Source organism: Streptomyces sp. NPDC104761, from assembly GCF_055583445.1.
In genome coordinates, this window is record NZ_JBVJNZ010000002.1 from 159,217 (window position 1) to 174,971 (window position 15,755).

The window sequence follows — 15,755 nt, forward strand, 5'->3', positions numbered from 1 at the left end:
GCGGCGGTCAGGCGCTGCTGCTTTCCTCCGGGAGGATTCGGCCGGCGGGTGCCAGGTCCACCGGTCCTACCCCGGCCCGGCGTGCCAGTGCCACCGCGGCCAGGGTGGAGTGGACGCCCAGTTTGCCGAGGACGTTCTGCATGTGGGTGCGGACGGTGTGCGGAGACAGGAAGAGGCGCTCGGCGACCGCCTTGCGCCCCAGGCCCGCCACCATGCACCGGAGCACTTCGCGCTCCCTCGGCGTGAGGGACTCCACCAGCCGCTCGCTCTCGGTGCGGTGCTTGCGGGCCGCGGTCAGCTCCCGCAGGACGCCCGTGAGCAGGGCGGGCGGCAGATGCGTCTCGTCGCGCAGCACGCCCCGGATGACGTTGAGCAGCCGGGAGAGCGAGCAGTCCTTGGCGACCCAGCCGCAGGCGCCGGCCTGCAGGGCCAGGGCCGCGCGCCGCGGGTCGTCCTTCTCGGCGAGGACGACGACCCGGACGGCCGGATGGGCCGAACGGACCCCGGAGACCAGCGATATGCCGTCGACCAGCCCCTCCGCGTTGGCCTCCTGCACCGGCACGGCCGCCCGGCCGCCCGGCAGTTGACCGCCCAGGTCGGCGTCGACGAGCAGCACGTCGTAGCGGCGGCCCTCGGCGGCCGCGCGCTCCAGGCAGCGCAGCGCGGCCGGACCGCTGCCGGCCGCGGACACGTCGACGTCCGGCTCGGCGGCCAGTGCCGCGGCCAGTGACTCGGCGAAGATGCGGTGGTCGTCGACGACCAGGACTCGGATGCGAACCACGAAACCCCCTTCCCCAGTGCTCTTCACGAGCCGGGGATACCCCAAGGTCCGGAGAACGACGACCCATGCGGACACGACACCCGCGCGAGGGCGGAACGCACGGCCGCCGCCGTGCCTGAACTGCTACCCCCACCGCGGGCGTCGTATCCGACTTGTCTCGCCCCCTGATCAGCGCCGGCCCCCACCGGCACTGCTCATCAGAGTACGACCGGTCGCCGTGAGCGGAAGGCAATTTGCAGAACTGCCCGGCCGACGCGTTTATGGTGTGCCGCATGTTTCGTATTGAGGCGGAAGTCGACAAGGAACGACGCGATCTGCTCCGCGCGCGGCTGCTGGCCACCAACACGGCGGCCTCTCCGGTCCTGGCCGCGCTGCGCGGCACCCCGGCCGAACGCGACGTGCCGCTGCACCTGTGGGCGATGGACGAGAGTTCGGGCGGGATGGCCGGCGGCCTGGTCGGGCACAGCTGGGCGTCCTGGCTGCACGTCACGTACCTGTGGGTGGACGCCCGGCACCGCGGCACCGGCCTCGGCGGCAGCCTGCTCGCGGAGGCCGAGCGCATCGCCCGCACCGACCGCGCCTGCACCGCGGCCCGCCTGGAGACCTGGGACTTCCAGGCCCCGGAGTTCTACAAGAAGCAGGGATACGACGTGGTGTGCGTGATCCCCGACTACCCGCCGGGGATCACGGAGTACACGCTGGTGAAGCGGCTGGGCTGAGCCTCAGTCCGCCCGGCGGGCGCCCGCCGACGGCACCGCCTCGAAGACCCGCGGAGCCGTGAACCCGGCCGCCGCGAAGGCCTCCTCGACCGCCTTCGCGATCGTGTCGACGTCGGCCGCCTCCGCGAGGACGATCGCCGAGCCGCCGAAGCCACCGCCGGTCATCCGGGCGCCCAGCGCGCCGGCCGCGTTCGCCGCCTCCACGACCAGGTCCAGCTCGGGGCAGGAGACCTGGAAGTCGTCGCGCAGCGAGGCGTGCCCCTCGGTGAGGACCGGGCCGATGGCACGGGTGTCGCCCGCTTCGAGGAGGGCGACCACGCGCTCGACACGGTGGTCCTCGGTGACGACGTGCCGGACCAGGCGCCGTACCTCCGCCTCGTCGCCGAGGCGGTCGAGCGCGGAGTCCAGCTCCTCGTAGGGGATGTCCCGCAGGGCGTCCACCCCGAGCAGGGCCGCGCCCTTCTCGCAGCCCGCGCGGCGCTTGCCGTACTCGCCGCCGCTGTGGGCGTGCTTGACCTGGGTGTCGACGACGAGCAGGCGCATGCCCTCGGCCGCGAGGTCGAAGGGGATCTGCTTCTGCGAGAGGTCGCGGGTGTCCAGGAACAGGGCGTGGCCCTGCTCGCAGCAGGCGGACGCCGTCTGGTCCATGATGCCGGTCGGCGCCCCGACGTAGACGTTCTCGGCGCGCTGGCACAGGCGGGCCAGCTGCCAGCGCTGCAGGCCCAGTGCGAACAGGTCGTTGAGGGCGAGGGCGATCACCACCTCCAGGGCCGCGGAGGAGGACAGGCCCGCGCCGGTCGGCACGGTGGACGCGAGGTGCACGTCGGCGCCGGTGACCGGGTGGCCGGCCTCCCGCAGCGCCCAGACCACGCCCGCCGGGTACGCCGTCCACTCCTGGTCGGTGCCGGGCTCCAGGGCGTCGAGGGAGAACTCGACGACCCCGCCCTCGACGTCCGAGGAGTGCAGCCGCAGCACACCGTCGGTGCGGCGGGCGACGGCGGCCGTCGCGACGTGCGGCAGTGCGAACGGCATCACGAAGCCGTCGTTGTAGTCGGTGTGCTCGCCGATCAGGTTGACCCGGCCCGGCGCCGCCCAGACGCCGTCGGGAGCCGTGCCGTACAGCTCCTCGAAGGCGCCCGCGACCTGCTGTGCTGCCCCCACTTACCGCTCCCTTGCTGTGCCGGTGCGCTGCGCGAACTCCCAGGCGTCCGCGACGATCCCCGCGAGGTCCGCGCGGGTCGGGTTCCAGCCCAGCTTCTCGCGGGCGGTGGCCGCCGAGGCGACCAGGACGGCCGGGTCGCCGCCCCGGCGCGGGGCCACGACCTCGGGGATCGGGTGGCCGGTGACCTGGCGGACGGTCTCGATGACCTGGCGGACCGAGAAGCCCTCGCCGTTGCCGAGGTTGCAGATCAGGTGCTCGCCGGGCTTGGCGGCCGTCAGGGCCAGCAGGTGGGCGTCGGCCAGGTCGGCGACGTGGATGTAGTCGCGGATGCAGGTGCCGTCGGGCGTCGGGTAGTCGTCGCCGAAGACGGAGATGGCCTCGCGCCTGCCCTGGGCGACCTGGAGGACCAGCGGGATCAGGTGCGACTCGGGGTCGTGGCGCTCGCCCTGTGCGCCGTACGCGCCGGCCACGTTGAAGTAGCGCAGGGAGACGGCGCCCAGGCCGTGCGCGGCGGCCTCGCCGGTGATCATGTGGTCGACGGCGAGCTTGGTGGCACCGTACGGGTTGGTGGGCCGCGTCGGCGCGGTCTCGACGATCGGGACCTGCTCCGGCTCGCCGTAGGTGGCCGCCGTGGAGGAGAAGACGAGCTTGCGCACGCCGGCCTCGCGCATCGCGGCGAGCAGCGCCATGGTGCCGCCGACGTTGTTGTCCCAGTACTTCTCGGGCTTCACGACGGACTCGCCGACCTGGGAGAACGCGGCGAAGTGCAGCACCGCGTCGTAGGAGGGGTCCAGCCACTTGGCGGCGTCGCGGATGTCGCCCTCGACGAAGGCGGCGCCCGCGGGGACGCCCTCGCGGAAGCCCGTGGACAGGTTGTCGAGGACGGTGACCTCGTGGCCCGCCTCCAGCAGGTGCTGGGCGACCACGCTGCCGACGTATCCTGCCCCGCCCGTCACCAGGTACTTCATCAACTCGCTACCTCTCGCAGTCGCTCGGCCGCGCGCTCCGGCGGCACGTCGTTGATGAACACGCTCATGCCTGATTCGGAACCCGCGAGAAACTTCAGCTTGCCGGACGTTCGGCGAATGGTGAAAAGCTCCAGGTGCAGCGCGAAATCGTCACGCGTGACACCCTCGAACTCCTCCAGCGTCCCGAACGGCGCCTGGTGCCAGGCGGCGATGTAGGGCGTGGGAGGCTCACCGTCACCGAAGATACGGTCGAAGCGCCTCAAGAGTTCCAGATAAACCTGGGGGAACTCTGAGCGTGCCGCCTCGTCGAGCCCGAGCAGGTCGGGGACGCGGCGCCTCGGGTAGAGGTGGACCTCGTAGGGCCAGTGTGCCGCGAACGGCACGAAGGCGACCCAGTGTTCACCCTCAAGGACGACCCGTTCGCCGGCGAGTTCACGCTCCAGCACGGCGTCGAAGAGGTTCTCCCCGCCGGTGGCCTCCTTGTGCTGCGCGAGAGAACGCAGCATCAGGGCGGTGCGCGGGGTGGTGAAGGGGTAGGCGTAGATCTGGCCGTGGGGGTGACCGAGCGTCACGCCGATCTCCTCGCCGCGGTTCTCGAAGCAGAACACCTGCTCGACGGAGGGGAGATGCGACAGTTCCGAGGTCCGGTCGGTCCACGCGTCGAGGACGAGCCGCGCCTGCTCCTCGGTGAGGGAGGCGAAGGACGCGTCGTGGTCCGAGGTGAAGCAGACCACCTCGCAGCGCCCGGAGTCGCCGGCCAGCGAGGGGAAACGGTTCTCGAAGACCACGACGTCGTACGACGAGTCGGGGATCTCGCTCAGCCGGTCGCCCCGGGTCGGGCACAGCGGGCACTGGTCGGCCGGCGGGTGGTAGGTGCGGCCCTGCCGGTGCGAGGCGATCGCGACCTGGTCGCCGAGCAGCGCGTCCCGGCGGATTTCCGAGGTGGTGTGCGTCCGCTCCAGCGGGCGGCGGTCCACCGCGTCCCGCACGGTGTCGTCGCGCAGGTCGTAGTAGATGAGTTCGCGACCGTCGGCCAGCCGGGTCGAGGTCTTCTTCACTGCGGACTCCCATTGATCGAGCCAGCCAACCATCCAACAGAACCGAACACACCAAAACACAACTCACCACGCCAGTCAACATCGCAATCAATCAAGGTGAGACAACGAAAGTGTTGAATTACTGGGTGCAGAACCCCACAGATGCCCCCGCATCCCCCACATTCCTCGCTGCGGGGCTGCGGCTCCCGACCAACGGCCTGGACTACGCGATCCTCGCGATCTACTTCGCCGTCGTCCTGGGCATCGGCTTCGCGGCCCGCCGCTCGGTGAGGACCAGCCTCGACTTCTTCCTCTCCGGACGGTCCCTGCCCGCCTGGATCACCGGCCTCGCGTTCATCTCCGCCAACCTGGCCGCCACCGAGATCCTCGGCATGGCCGCCAACAGCGCGCAGTACGGCGCGTACACCGTGCACTGGTACTGGATCGGTGCCATCCCGGCCATGGTCTTCCTGGGCCTGGTGATGATGCCCTTCTACTACGGCAGCAAGGTCCGCTCGGTCCCCGAGATGCTGCTGCTCCGCTTCGACAGAGCCGCACACCTGCTCAGTTCGATCCTGTTCGCCTTCGCTGCCATTCTGATCGCCGGTGTGAACCTGTACGCCCTGGCGATCGTCGTGGAGGCACTGCTCGGCTGGCCGCAGTGGGTGGCGATCGTGGTGGCCGGCGCGTTCGTGCTGGCCTACATCACCCTCGGCGGTCTCTCCTCGGCCATCTACAACGAGGTCCTGCAGTTCTTCGTGATCCTGGCCGCCCTGATCCCGCTGTCCGTGCTGGGCCTGAAGAAGGTGGGCGGCTGGGGCGGCCTGGTCGACAAGCTCACCGCCACCCACGGCCACAACTTCACGACCGCCTGGGGCGGCACCGGCATCGGCTCCGCCAACCCGCTCGGCGCGAACTGGCTGACCATCGTCCTCGGCCTCGGCTTCGTGCTCTCCTTCGGCTACTGGACGACGAACTTCGCCGAGGTGCAGCGCGCCCTGTCGGCGAAGAACCTGTCCGCCGCCCAGCGCACCCCGCTGATCGCCGCCTACCCGAAGATCTTCATCGTCTTCCTGGTGATGATCCCGGGGCTGGTCGCCGCCGCGCTGGTGCCGAACATCGGCACCGCGAAGTCCGGCCTCCAGTACAACGACGCGATCCCGTACCTGATGTCACAGCTGCTGCCCAACGGGGTGCTCGGCATCGCGGTGACCGGTCTGCTGGCCGCCTTCATGGCCGGCATGGCGGCCAACGTGTCGTCCTTCAACACCGTGTTCACCACGGACATCTGGGCGAAGTACGTGGTGAAGGGCCGGGAGGACGGCTACTACGTGCGCTTCGGACGCCTCATCACCGCGATCGGTGTCTGCGCGTCCATCGGCACGGCGTTCCTGGCGTCGTCGTTCTCGAACATCATGAGCTACCTCCAGACGCTGTTCTCCTTCTTCAACGTGCCGATGTTCGTCGTCTTCATCGTCGGCATGTTCTGGAAGCGGGCCTCGGCGAAATCCGGCTTCTGGGGGCTCCTCGCGGGGACCGTGACCGCGATGGTCAACTACTTCGTCCTCTACAAGAAGGGCATCATCGGCATCCCCTCCGACCAGGGCGCCAACTTCGTCTCCGCGATCGCCGGGTTCGTCGCCGGGGCGGTGGTGATGGTGATCGTGTCCCTGTTCACCGCGCCGAAGCCGGAGGCGGAGCTGGCCGGGCTCGTCTACGGCACGAGTTCCCCCGGCATGGCCGAGGCGCCCGCGCCCGGTGACGAGGCCTGGTACCGGCGGCCGGCGCTGCTGGGATGGGGTGCGGTGGTCCTCGCGGCCCTCTGCTACATCCCGTTCTCGTTCTGATCGCCGTCGCTGGAGAATGGAGAAGGGAGAAACACCATGACCGACGACTCCGGACACTCCGGGTTCCACTACTCCGAGCAGGACGTCCAGCGCGAGGTCACCGAGCTGGAGGGCCGGTCCGCGACCGCCGCGCGGATCTTCGATCTGCGGCGGATCATCGGCGGGCTGTTCGTGCTGTACGGGATCATCGTCACGATCACCGGCATCACGGACTCGCAGGCCGAGATCGACAAGGCACAGGGGATCAACATCAACCTGTGGACCGGGATCGGGATGCTGCTGCTGGGGGTGTTCTTCTTGGTGTGGCTATGGCTTCGGCCTACCCCGCCGCCGGTTCCTTCGGTGGAAGGAGAGAAGGAGGCGGAGTAAGGAGTCGGTTGTCTGCGGGTGCGTGGGGGCTGGTCGCGCAGTTCCTCCCCCAGCCTTCGGCCGGGGGTACCCCCAGCGCCCCTGGGTGGGCGGTCCTGCCGTGGGCTAAAGGTCCAGCCCTGTCGAATTGCCGAGTGGGCCCGCCCTGTCCAGTAGGCCTGTACGTGCCGCCAATGCCGCCGCTTCCAGCCTCGACCCCACCCCCAGCTTCATGAGCACCCGCTGCACATGGGTGCGGGCCGTGCTCGGGGCGATGCCCATGCCGGCGGCGATGAGGCGGGTGTCCTCGCCGTCGGCGACGCGGACCAGGACCTCCACCTCCCTCGGGGTGAGCATCTGCAGGAGGCGCTGGCCCTCGTCGTCGGGCTGGGCGGCCGGGTTGAGGAGTTCGCCGAAGGCACCCTGGAGCAGGGCGGGTGCCACGGCGGCCTCCCCGGCCCGCGCCTTCATGATGGCCCGCTCGACGCCCTCTATCCGTTCGTCGTGCCGTACGTACCCGGAGGCGCCCGCGGCGAAGGCCGCCGCGATGCCCCGCGGGGACGGCACCGGGCCCAGGACCAGGACGGCGACCTGCGGACGCTCCCGCTTGATCTTCACCACCGGGTCGAAGATCCCCGGCTCGGCCGGTGCCGCCGTCCCCAGCAGGCACACCTCGGGTGCCCGTGTGATCACCAGCTCGGCCGCGCCCGCCGCCGGTGCCGCCGCCGCGAGCACCCGGTGGCCGCGCAGTTTCAGCGCCGAGGCCAGCGCCTCCGCGAGCAACCGGTGGTCGTCGACCACCATGAGCCGCACTCCCATAGAGCAACCCCCCAGTCCCCCCAATGGATGCCCCACTATGGATGCCCACTGGTCCGCGTGGACAGAGGGCCCCCCGGCACCCCGTCCTTCATGCCCCCGGAAGCTACACGCTTGTTCGACGTTGCGCTGCCCCTACTGATGAGAACTGCCCCGGATCGGAGGAATCTCTGGGTTTTCTCGTATTCGAGGGTGAAGAGCGCGTATCAGCCACCCGCGCCGAAGGCGGTGACCAGGTAGTCCTTGGCCGACGACGAGGACGTCGGGGCGTGGGCGTACGCGGCGGACAGGTAGAGGTGACCCTGGGAGTAGCGGACCTCGGCGTAGTCGGGTGACATGGTGGTCTCCACGGCCTTGACCGCGGTGGTCACCGGGTTCTCCAGCAGCTTGGTCTCCTTGAACGAGCCGCCGTCGATGCTGACGACCTGAGCGCCCTTGTCGTACGGGGCGTTCTTGTAGGCGATCACATCGGGACCGTCCATGCGCAGGGGCGTGATCGTGTAGTTGTCCCCGGCGTCGGCGCGCTGGCCGGTCTGCTTGCCGGTGCCCAGGTCGAAGGCGACGATCTCGTTGGTCTTCGTGTAGTCCCCGTCGCCGTCGTGCCGCTCGGTCGCCAGGTAGAGCCGGTCGTTGCCGACCACCACGCCCGTGCACTTCTCCAGTTCGTAGATGCCGTCACAGCGGGCCGCGTAGGAGCTGCCCGGCGTGGAGATGCGGGTGCGCAGGGCGCCGGTCCTGTTGTCGATGGAGAAGACGTCCGAGAAGCCGCTGCCGTCGCCGGCGCTGTCGTTGACGTCGGCGGCCACCACCAGCGGGTCGGTCGACACGACGCTGGCGTAGTCGATGCCCGAGGCCATCCGGTACTCGGAGAGCACCTTGCCGGAGACCGGGTCGAGGGTCTGGATGCGCAGCTGGCCGGCGTCCCCGCTGCCGCACCTGCGGACCGCGACCAGCTTGGCACCGCCGCCGTAGCCGGCGTCGTCGCAGCTGTCGGCCGCCTTCGGCTGCCAGCGGACCTTGCCGGAGGCGAGGTCGAAGGCGGCGCCGCCGCTGGAGCCGCCGACCGCGACCGTCTGCTGAGCGACCGTCACGTTGTCGAAGTTGACCGGCACGTCACCGGACCTGACCGTCCGGGTCCAGAGCTTCCTGCCGGTGTTCAGGTCGATCGCGGCAACCCGGGTGCAGCCGGCCGTGGATCCCTTCGCGGGCATCCTCGGCTGGAAGACGACCGCGGTCCGGCCGTCGGCGCTGACGTGCCCGGTGGCGTGGCAGACCGGGCCGGACAGCGGGATCGTCCACAGCCGGGCGCCCGTCCCGGGGTCGTAGCCGGTGATCCGGGCGATGCCGGTCTTCGCGTACACCTTGCCGGTGAGCCAGGAACCGGCGGTGACGGTGGTGTCCTTCGCCGTGGGCAGCGGGACCTGGAAGAGGACCTTGGAGGTGGTGTCCGCGGGCACCTTCTCGGTCCCCTTGCCGTTCTCGCCGCCGTCCGCGCCCTGGCCGCCGGTGCCACCACCGGTGGAGTTCGCCGTGTCGTCCCTCTTGCCGTCGCCGCCGGAGGACTTGGCGTACCAGATGCCGCCGCCGACGATCAGCGCGATGGCGACCACCGCGGCGACGACGATGAACAGCGCGGCGTTGTTGCGGCGGGGGCCGCCCGGTTGGCCTGGGTGGCCTGGTTGGCCTGGTTGGCCTGGTTGGCCTGGTTGGCCGCCTGGATAGCCGTAGCCGGGCTGGGGCGGCTGCTGCGGGTAGCCGTAGCCGGGCTGGGGCGGCTGCTGCGGGTGGCCGTAGCCGGGCTGCTGGGCGTACGGGTTCGGGACCGGGGGCTGCTGCGGATAGCCGTGACCGGGCTGCGGGGGCGGCTGGTTCGGGTAGCCGTAACCGGGTTGCTGGGCGTACGGGTTCGGGGGCTGGTTGGGCGGGGGCGGCTGGGTCATGGCGGAGGTACCTCGGGAGACGGCGCGTGCGACGGCTGGGGACGGCGTGGGCTGCGGGACGGCCCGGGACGGGCTCCGCTCAGTTGCCGAAGGCCATCATCAGCTTCTCCTTCGCGTCGTCGCTGCCGGTCAGCCGTGTGGAGGAGAGGTAGAAGCGGCCGCCGGCCCAGTCGACCGCGCCGTCGTAGAAGCCGCCCTCGATGTCGGCGGTGTGCCGCGGGTTCTGCAGCAGCCTGGTGGTCCGGTGGCTCGCGCCGGTGGTCGGGACCGACACGACCTGGCCGCCCGCGTCGTACGACGGCCGTACGTAGGCGACGAGTCTGCCGCCCTCGACCTCGACCGGGTACATCGACTCGTCCGTCGGGGACTTCACCCGCCACTTCGCGGTGCCGTCGGTGAGGCTGATCGCGACGATCTCGTTGGCGCTGCCGCTCACGTCCGTCGGCAGGTAGAGGGTGTTCGCGTCGACGGCCACGCCCTGGCAGCCCTGCAGGTCGCGGGCGAGCAGCGCCCAGCCGCACTCGGGCGCGAACTTCTCGTTCACCTTCACCTCGGAACGGAACGCACCCTTGCCGTCCAGGACCGAGATGTTCCAGGCCTTCTTCTCCTCGTTGGTCATGTAGACCACGAGCGGGTCGACGGAGTAGGTGCGCTCGACCTGCCAGCCCTTCTTGACCGGACGGGTCCACTCGACCCTGCCGGTGGCCGGGTCGAGCTGCGAGATCTCGTCGTGCTCGGCGGCGGCGCCGGCGGCGCAGGACGCCACCTGGACCAGCCGGTCCGTGCCGCCCGCGAACGCCGTCGGGAAGCAGGACGCGCCGTACTCCTTCTTGTCGTACAGCTTGTGGCCGCTGCCGAGGTCGTACGCCGTGCCGGACTGGGAACGGCCCACCATCAGCGTCTTTCCGCTGATGGTCAGCTCGATGCTGAGCGCGCTGTCGAACAGCCCGCCGTCGGCGACGGTCGCGGTCCAGCCCCTGCGGCCCGTGTCGAGGTCGATCTCCTGCAGCTGGTTGCACTTGGCGCGGTCGCTGGTGCCGTTCATGTAGGCCACGACGACCTTGTCGTCCGCGGACTTCTGCGAGGTGACCGCGCAGATCTTCTGCGGGAACGTGATCGGGGCCCAGGCCGGGTCGCCGTTGCCCACTCGGTAGGCGAAGACCTGCTTGTACGCCGCCTTCACCGCTGTCCTCGCGGTGATCCACATGCCGGGTGCGTCGGCGCCGGAGGCGGGCGCGTCGGGTGCCGACTTGTACCAGAGCACCTTGGCCTCGCCGGACCTGCGGCCCGCGTTGAGGTTCTCCGGGTCCGCGCCGCCGTCGCCGCTGCCGTCACCGGGGTCGACCGGGGTGCCGGAGGCCCCGGGGTCGTCGGACTGCCCGGCGACCGGCTTCCCGCCGCCGTCCCCGCCGCTGGTCACGGCGTACACCGTGCCGCCGACGACCAGCAGTCCGGCCACCGCAGCCGCGACGATCAGCGCGGGCTTCCCCTTGAACGGCCCGCGGCCGCCTCCGCCGGGAGGCGGGGGCATCCCCGGTCCGCCGGGGTACTGCGGCTGCTGCGGGGGGTAGCCGTACCCGGGCTGCGGCCCGTACGGGCCCGGCGTGCCGTAGGGGCCGGGGGCGGGCTGCTGCGGGTAGCCGTACCCCGGCTGCGGCTGGTGGGGCGGCTGCGGAGGGAGCGGGGGCATGCCCTGGGGTGCGCCGAAGCCTCCCTGCGCGGGCGGCTGTTGCGGAGGGCCGAAGCCGCCCGGTGCCGGCGGGTCCTGTGGTGCTCCGAAAGCGCCCTGCGGCGGCTGACCGGACGCCTGTGACATCAGCGTTCTCCCCCTCGTTCACTGATTTCGAGCCACTGCCGGAGGCCGGTGACGGACCCACGGTCGCACTCAGGCAGTTCTCAGACTGACCTTTGTACCACCCGGCACCGACAGCCCACGGGCCCGCATCTGCCGCTGTTCCCAAGGGAGAACCGGCCCGTGATGGCGCCGTTACGCGCCTTCACGCCCCCTCCACCGTCCCCGCGCAAGGGGGTTGCGCGGGGACGTGAGGAGGGCCGATTCACGCCGGTGGGTACGCCGGTTACGCGTCCTCCGCCAACTCCAGCCAGCGCATCTCCAGTTCCTCGCGCTCTCCGGCCAGGTCGCGCAACTGGGCGTCGAGTTCGGCGACCTTCGCGAAGTCCGTGGCGTTCGCGGCGATCTGGTCGTGCAGCTTGCTCTCCTTCTCGGAGACCCGGTCCAACTGCCGCTCGATCTTCTGGAGTTCCTTCTTGGCCGCCCGCTGGTCGGCGGCGCTCCGCTCGGTCGTGGCGGGCTTGGCGGCCGCGGCCGCGGCACCGGCGGTGGCGGCGACCGCCTCCTCCATGCGCTGCCTGCGCTCCAGGTACTCGTCGATGCCCCGCGGCAGCATCCGCAGCGTGGCGTCGCCGAGGAGGGCGAAGACGCGGTCGGTGGTCCGCTCGACGAAGAACCGGTCGTGGGAGATCACGATCATCGAGCCGGGCCACCCGTCGAGGACGTCCTCCAGCTGGGTGAGGGTCTCGATGTCGAGGTCGTTGGTGGGCTCGTCGAGGAAGAGGACGTTCGGCTCGTCCATCAGCAGGCGCAGCAGCTGGAGGCGGCGGCGCTCACCGCCGGACAGGTCGCCGACCGGCGTCCACTGCTTCTCCTTGTTGAAGCCGAAGGTCTCGCACAGCTGCCCGGCGGTCATCTCGCGCCCCTTGCCGAGATCGACGCGCTCACGCACCTGCTGGACGGCCTCCAGGACCCGCGTGTTCGGGTTCAGTTCGGCGACCTCCTGGGAGAGGTAGGCCAGCTTCACGGTCTTGCCGACGGCGATCCGGCCGCCCACCGGCTGCGTCTCGCCCTCCGTCCGGGCGGCCTCGGCCATGGCGCGCAACAGCGAGGTCTTGCCGGCGCCGTTGACGCCGACCAGGCCGATGCGGTCGCCGGGGCCGAGCTGCCAGGTGACGTGCTTGAGCAGCACCTTGGGCCCCGCCTGGACGGTCACGTCCTCCAGGTCGAACACGGTCTTGCCGAGCCGGGACGAGGCGAACTTCATCAGCTCGCTGGAGTCGCGCGGCGGCGGCACGTCGGCGATCAGCTCGTTGGCGGCCTCGACCCGGAAGCGCGGCTTGGAGGTACGGGCCGGGGCGCCGCGGCGCAGCCACGCCAGCTCCTTGCGGACGAGGTTCTGCCGCTTGGTCTCCTCGGTGGCCGCGATCCGCTCGCGCTCCGCACGGGCGAAGACGTAGTCGGAGTAGCCGCCCTCGTACTCGTAGACGGCGCCGCGCTGCACGTCCCACATGCGGGTGCAGACCTGGTCGAGGAACCACCGGTCGTGGGTGACGCAGACCAGCGCCGAGCGGCGCGTGCTCAGGTGCCGGGCGAGCCAGGCGATGCCCTCGACGTCGAGGTGGTTCGTCGGCTCGTCGAGGACGAGCAGGTCCTGCTCCTCGATGAGCAGCTTGGCGAGCGCGATGCGCCGCCGCTCACCACCGGACAGCGGTCCGATGACGGTGTCCAGGCCCTTGGGGAAACCGGGCAGGTCCAGCCCGCCGAAGAGACCGGTCAGGACGTCCCTGACCTTGGCGTTGCCGGCCCACTCGTGGTCGGCCATGTCGCCGATGACCTCGTGCCGGACGGTCGCGGCCGGGTCCAGGGAGTCGTGCTGGGTGAGGACGCCGAGCCGCAGCCCGCCGGAGTGGGTGACCCGGCCGGTGTCGGCCTCCTCCAGCTTGGCGAGCATCCGGATCAGGGTGGTCTTGCCGTCGCCGTTGCGGCCCACCACGCCGATGCGGTCCCCCTCCGACACGCCGAGCGAGACGCCGTCCAGCAGGGCACGGGTGCCGTAGACCTTGCTGACGTTCTCGACATTGACCAGGTTGACGGCCATTTCACTCCTGCGCACGGGGGATGGATCGCCCATCCAGGGTAGTCGGAGGTCAGCCGTGATCCTTCTGCTCCCGCCGACGCCGGTGATACCACCAGACCGCGGAGCCGCTCGTGCCCGCAGCCGCTCTCGTCCTCGTGCCGGGTCCGCCGGCGGGGCCCGGCAGGCCCGTGCTCCCGTCGAGGGTGTCCGGGTCGGCGCCCGCGGCCAGCAGGTCCTCGGCCCGGCCGGCGTCGCCTCGCCGTACGGCCGCGACGAGCCGGTCGGCGACCGCGTCCCCCGTGGTCATCTGTGTGCTCCCCCCGTGCCCGCGCGTGGCCGACCGTGTGACGAGCGGCCGAGGGAGCGTAGCTGCTCTGCGGGAAGTGCCGCGGCCTGCCGGCTGCCGCGCCGTCGTGGCTGGTCGCGCCCGCGCGGTGGAGCCGCACGTCGGATACGGCCCCGCGCCCCTTCGGGGCGCTACGGCGCGGCGGCGTGCCGGGTCACCGTGGCGCCCGGGGCGGGGGAGGTCGCCGTGCGTACCGTGTGGCAGGTGCCGGAGGTGCGCAGGGCGTCGGCGATCTTGGTGGCCGTCTCCGGGTCGCGCGCGAGGAAGGCCGTCGTGGGCCCCGAGCCCGAGACGAGGGCGGCGAGCGCTCCGGCCCCGCGCCCCGCGTCCAGGGTGTCGCCGAGTTCCGGGAAGAGGGACAGGGCCGCGGGCTGCAGGTCGTTGGAGACGGCGGCGGCCAGCGCGTCCGCGTCCCCCTTGGCCAGCGCCTGCAGCAGCTCCGGCGAGGCCACCGGCTCCGGGATGTCCCGCCCCTGTGCGAGCCGGTCGAACTCGCGGAAGACCGCCGGCGTCGACAGACCCCGCCCGGCCATCGCGAAGACCCAGTGGAAGGTGCCGCCGGTCTCCAGCACGGTCAGCTGCTCGCCCCGCCCGACGCCGAGGGCCGCCCCGCCGACCAGGCTGAACGGTACGTCGCTGCCCAGGTCGGCGCAGATGGCGAGGAGTTCGGCGCGGGAGGCGCCCGCCTGCCACAGCTCGTTGCAGGCGAGGAGCGCGCCCGCGCCGTCCGCGCTCCCCCCGGCCATGCCGCCGGCGACCGGGATGTCCTTGGCGATGTGGATGTGCACGGCCGGTTCGATGCCCCGGCGCGCGGCGAGCGCGAGCGCGGCGCGCGCCGCGAGGTTGGTGCGGTCGAGGGGGACCTCGGCGGCGTCCGGGCCCTCGCAGGTGACGGTCAGCTCGTCGGCGGGCGTGACCGTGACCTCGTCGTAGAGGCCGACGGCGAGGAAGACGTTGGCCAGGTCGTGGAAGCCGTCGGGGCGCGCGGCGCCCACCGCGAGCTGGACGTTGACCTTGGCGGGGACGCGTACCGTGACGCTCACTGGCCGGACTCCTTGTGCTCTGCGATCCGCGCGAACTCCTCGACCGTCAGCGCCTCGCCGCGGGCCTGCGGCGAGACCCCGGCCGCGATCAGCGCCGCCTCGGCGGCCGCCGCGGACCCGGCCCAGCCGGCGAGCGCCGCCCGCAGGGTCTTGCGGCGCTGCGCGAACGCCGCGTCGACGACCGCGAAGACCTCGCGCCTCGAGGCGGTCGTCTTCAGGGGCTCCGCGCGCCGGACGAGGGAGACGAGCCCGCTGTCGACGTTGGGCGCGGGCCAGAAGACGTTGCGTCCGATGGCGCCGGCGCGCTTGACCTCGGCGTACCAGTTGGCCTTGACGGACGGCACGCCGTACACCTTGTTGCCAGGTCCGGCGGCGAGCCGGTCGGCGACCTCGGACTGCACCATCACCAGCGTCCGCTCGATGCTGGGGAAGGTGTCGAGCATGTGGAGGAGGACGGGGACGGCGACGTTGTAGGGGAGGTTCGCGACGAGGGCGGTCGGCGGCGGTCCCGGCAGCCCGGTGACGTGCATCGCGTCGGAGTGGACGAGCGCGAACCGGTCCGCGCGCGCCGGCATGCGCGCCGCGATCGTCGCGGGCAGGGCGCCGGCCAGCACGTCGTCGATCTCGACGGCGGTGACCCGGTCGGCGACCTCCAGGAGCGCGAGCGTGAGGGACCCGAGCCCCGGGCCGACCTCCACGACGACGTCGGCCGGGCCGACCTCGGCGGTGCGGACGATACGGCGGACCGTGTTGGCGTCGATCACGAAGTTCTGGCCGCGCTGCTTGGTGGGGCGGACACCGAGCGCTGCCGCCAGCTCACGGATGTCGGCGGGGCCGAGGAGGGCGTCGGGGGTGGGGCTGCTCACGGGACAAGGG

The 15,755-nt window shown here is 71.5% G+C and carries 14 protein-coding genes; 3 read left to right on the forward strand and 11 right to left on the reverse strand.

Annotated features, from left to right (window positions below; all coding sequences use genetic code 11):
• Nucleotides 1-7: 7 nt before the first annotated feature.
• Entirely contained in the window at nt 8-781 is a 774-nt protein-coding gene (locus tag ACZ63F_RS07270) for a LuxR C-terminal-related transcriptional regulator (protein ID WP_469709541.1), read from the reverse strand.
• A 272-nt stretch (nt 782-1,053) separates the two neighbouring features.
• On the opposite strand from ACZ63F_RS07270, the gene ACZ63F_RS07275 reads away from it, so the two are divergent.
• Nucleotides 1,054-1,500, forward strand: a complete 447-nt coding sequence (locus ACZ63F_RS07275; RefSeq protein WP_352366909.1) for a GNAT family N-acetyltransferase — start codon at nt 1,054-1,056, stop codon at nt 1,498-1,500.
• A gap of 3 nt (nt 1,501-1,503) precedes the next feature.
• On the opposite strand, the gene galK is transcribed toward ACZ63F_RS07275, so the two are convergent.
• From galK to galT, 3 genes are read right to left on the reverse strand one after another with little or no spacing between them, the layout of a single operon-like run.
• Complete coding sequence (gene galK, locus ACZ63F_RS07280; RefSeq protein WP_469709542.1) at nt 1,504-2,661, reverse strand: galactokinase; 1,158 nt, start codon at nt 2,659-2,661, stop codon at nt 1,504-1,506.
• A complete protein-coding gene (gene galE, locus ACZ63F_RS07285) occupies nt 2,662-3,630 on the reverse strand; it encodes a UDP-glucose 4-epimerase GalE (RefSeq protein WP_352366907.1) in 969 nt (322 codons plus the stop codon).
• On the reverse strand, nt 3,630-4,688 hold the full coding sequence (galT, locus tag ACZ63F_RS07290; RefSeq protein WP_469709543.1) for a galactose-1-phosphate uridylyltransferase: 1,059 nt from the start codon (nt 4,686-4,688) through the stop codon (nt 3,630-3,632). The genes galE and galT overlap by 1 nt, the downstream gene beginning before the upstream one ends.
• Nucleotides 4,689-4,813: 125 nt before the next feature.
• On the opposite strand from galT, the gene ACZ63F_RS07295 reads away from it, so the two are divergent.
• Nucleotides 4,814-6,514, forward strand: coding sequence for a sodium:solute symporter family protein (locus ACZ63F_RS07295; protein ID WP_469709544.1), 1,701 nt, complete (start codon nt 4,814-4,816; stop codon nt 6,512-6,514).
• Nucleotides 6,515-6,550: 36 nt separating this feature from the next.
• Entirely contained in the window at nt 6,551-6,883 is a 333-nt protein-coding gene (locus ACZ63F_RS07300) for a hypothetical protein (protein WP_469709545.1), read from the forward strand.
• A 105-nt stretch (nt 6,884-6,988) separates the two neighbouring features.
• Here ACZ63F_RS07300 and ACZ63F_RS07305 read toward each other — a convergent pair whose 3' ends face one another.
• The 7 genes from ACZ63F_RS07305 to rsmA form a co-directional block, all read right to left on the reverse strand.
• Entirely contained in the window at nt 6,989-7,681 is a 693-nt protein-coding gene (locus ACZ63F_RS07305) for a helix-turn-helix transcriptional regulator (protein ID WP_469709546.1), read from the reverse strand.
• A 203-nt stretch (nt 7,682-7,884) separates the two neighbouring features.
• The gene (locus tag ACZ63F_RS07310; protein ID WP_469709547.1) at nt 7,885-9,618 is read right to left on the reverse strand and encodes an outer membrane protein assembly factor BamB family protein; all 1,734 of its coding nucleotides are present in this window, start codon (nt 9,616-9,618) and stop codon (nt 7,885-7,887) included.
• Nucleotides 9,619-9,697: 79 nt separating this feature from the next.
• The gene (locus ACZ63F_RS07315; RefSeq protein WP_469709548.1) at nt 9,698-11,434 is read right to left on the reverse strand and encodes an outer membrane protein assembly factor BamB family protein; all 1,737 of its coding nucleotides are present in this window, start codon (nt 11,432-11,434) and stop codon (nt 9,698-9,700) included.
• Nucleotides 11,435-11,696: 262 nt separating this feature from the next.
• Nucleotides 11,697-13,511 carry an ABC-F family ATP-binding cassette domain-containing protein gene (locus tag ACZ63F_RS07320; RefSeq protein ID WP_352366900.1) on the reverse strand — a complete coding sequence of 605 codons (1,815 nt, stop codon included), beginning with the start codon at nt 13,509-13,511 and terminating at the stop codon, nt 11,697-11,699.
• A gap of 49 nt (nt 13,512-13,560) precedes the next feature.
• Entirely contained in the window at nt 13,561-13,797 is a 237-nt protein-coding gene (locus tag ACZ63F_RS07325) for a hypothetical protein (protein WP_469709549.1), read from the reverse strand.
• Between the two features lie 170 nt (nt 13,798-13,967).
• On the reverse strand, nt 13,968-14,879 hold the full coding sequence (locus ACZ63F_RS07330; RefSeq protein ID WP_469709550.1) for a 4-(cytidine 5'-diphospho)-2-C-methyl-D-erythritol kinase: 912 nt from the start codon (nt 14,877-14,879) through the stop codon (nt 13,968-13,970).
• Complete coding sequence (gene rsmA / locus ACZ63F_RS07335) at nt 14,876-15,745, reverse strand: 16S rRNA (adenine(1518)-N(6)/adenine(1519)-N(6))-dimethyltransferase RsmA (protein WP_469709551.1); 870 nt, start codon at nt 15,743-15,745, stop codon at nt 14,876-14,878. The genes ACZ63F_RS07330 and rsmA overlap by 4 nt, the downstream gene beginning before the upstream one ends.
• Nucleotides 15,746-15,755 lie beyond the last annotated feature (10 nt).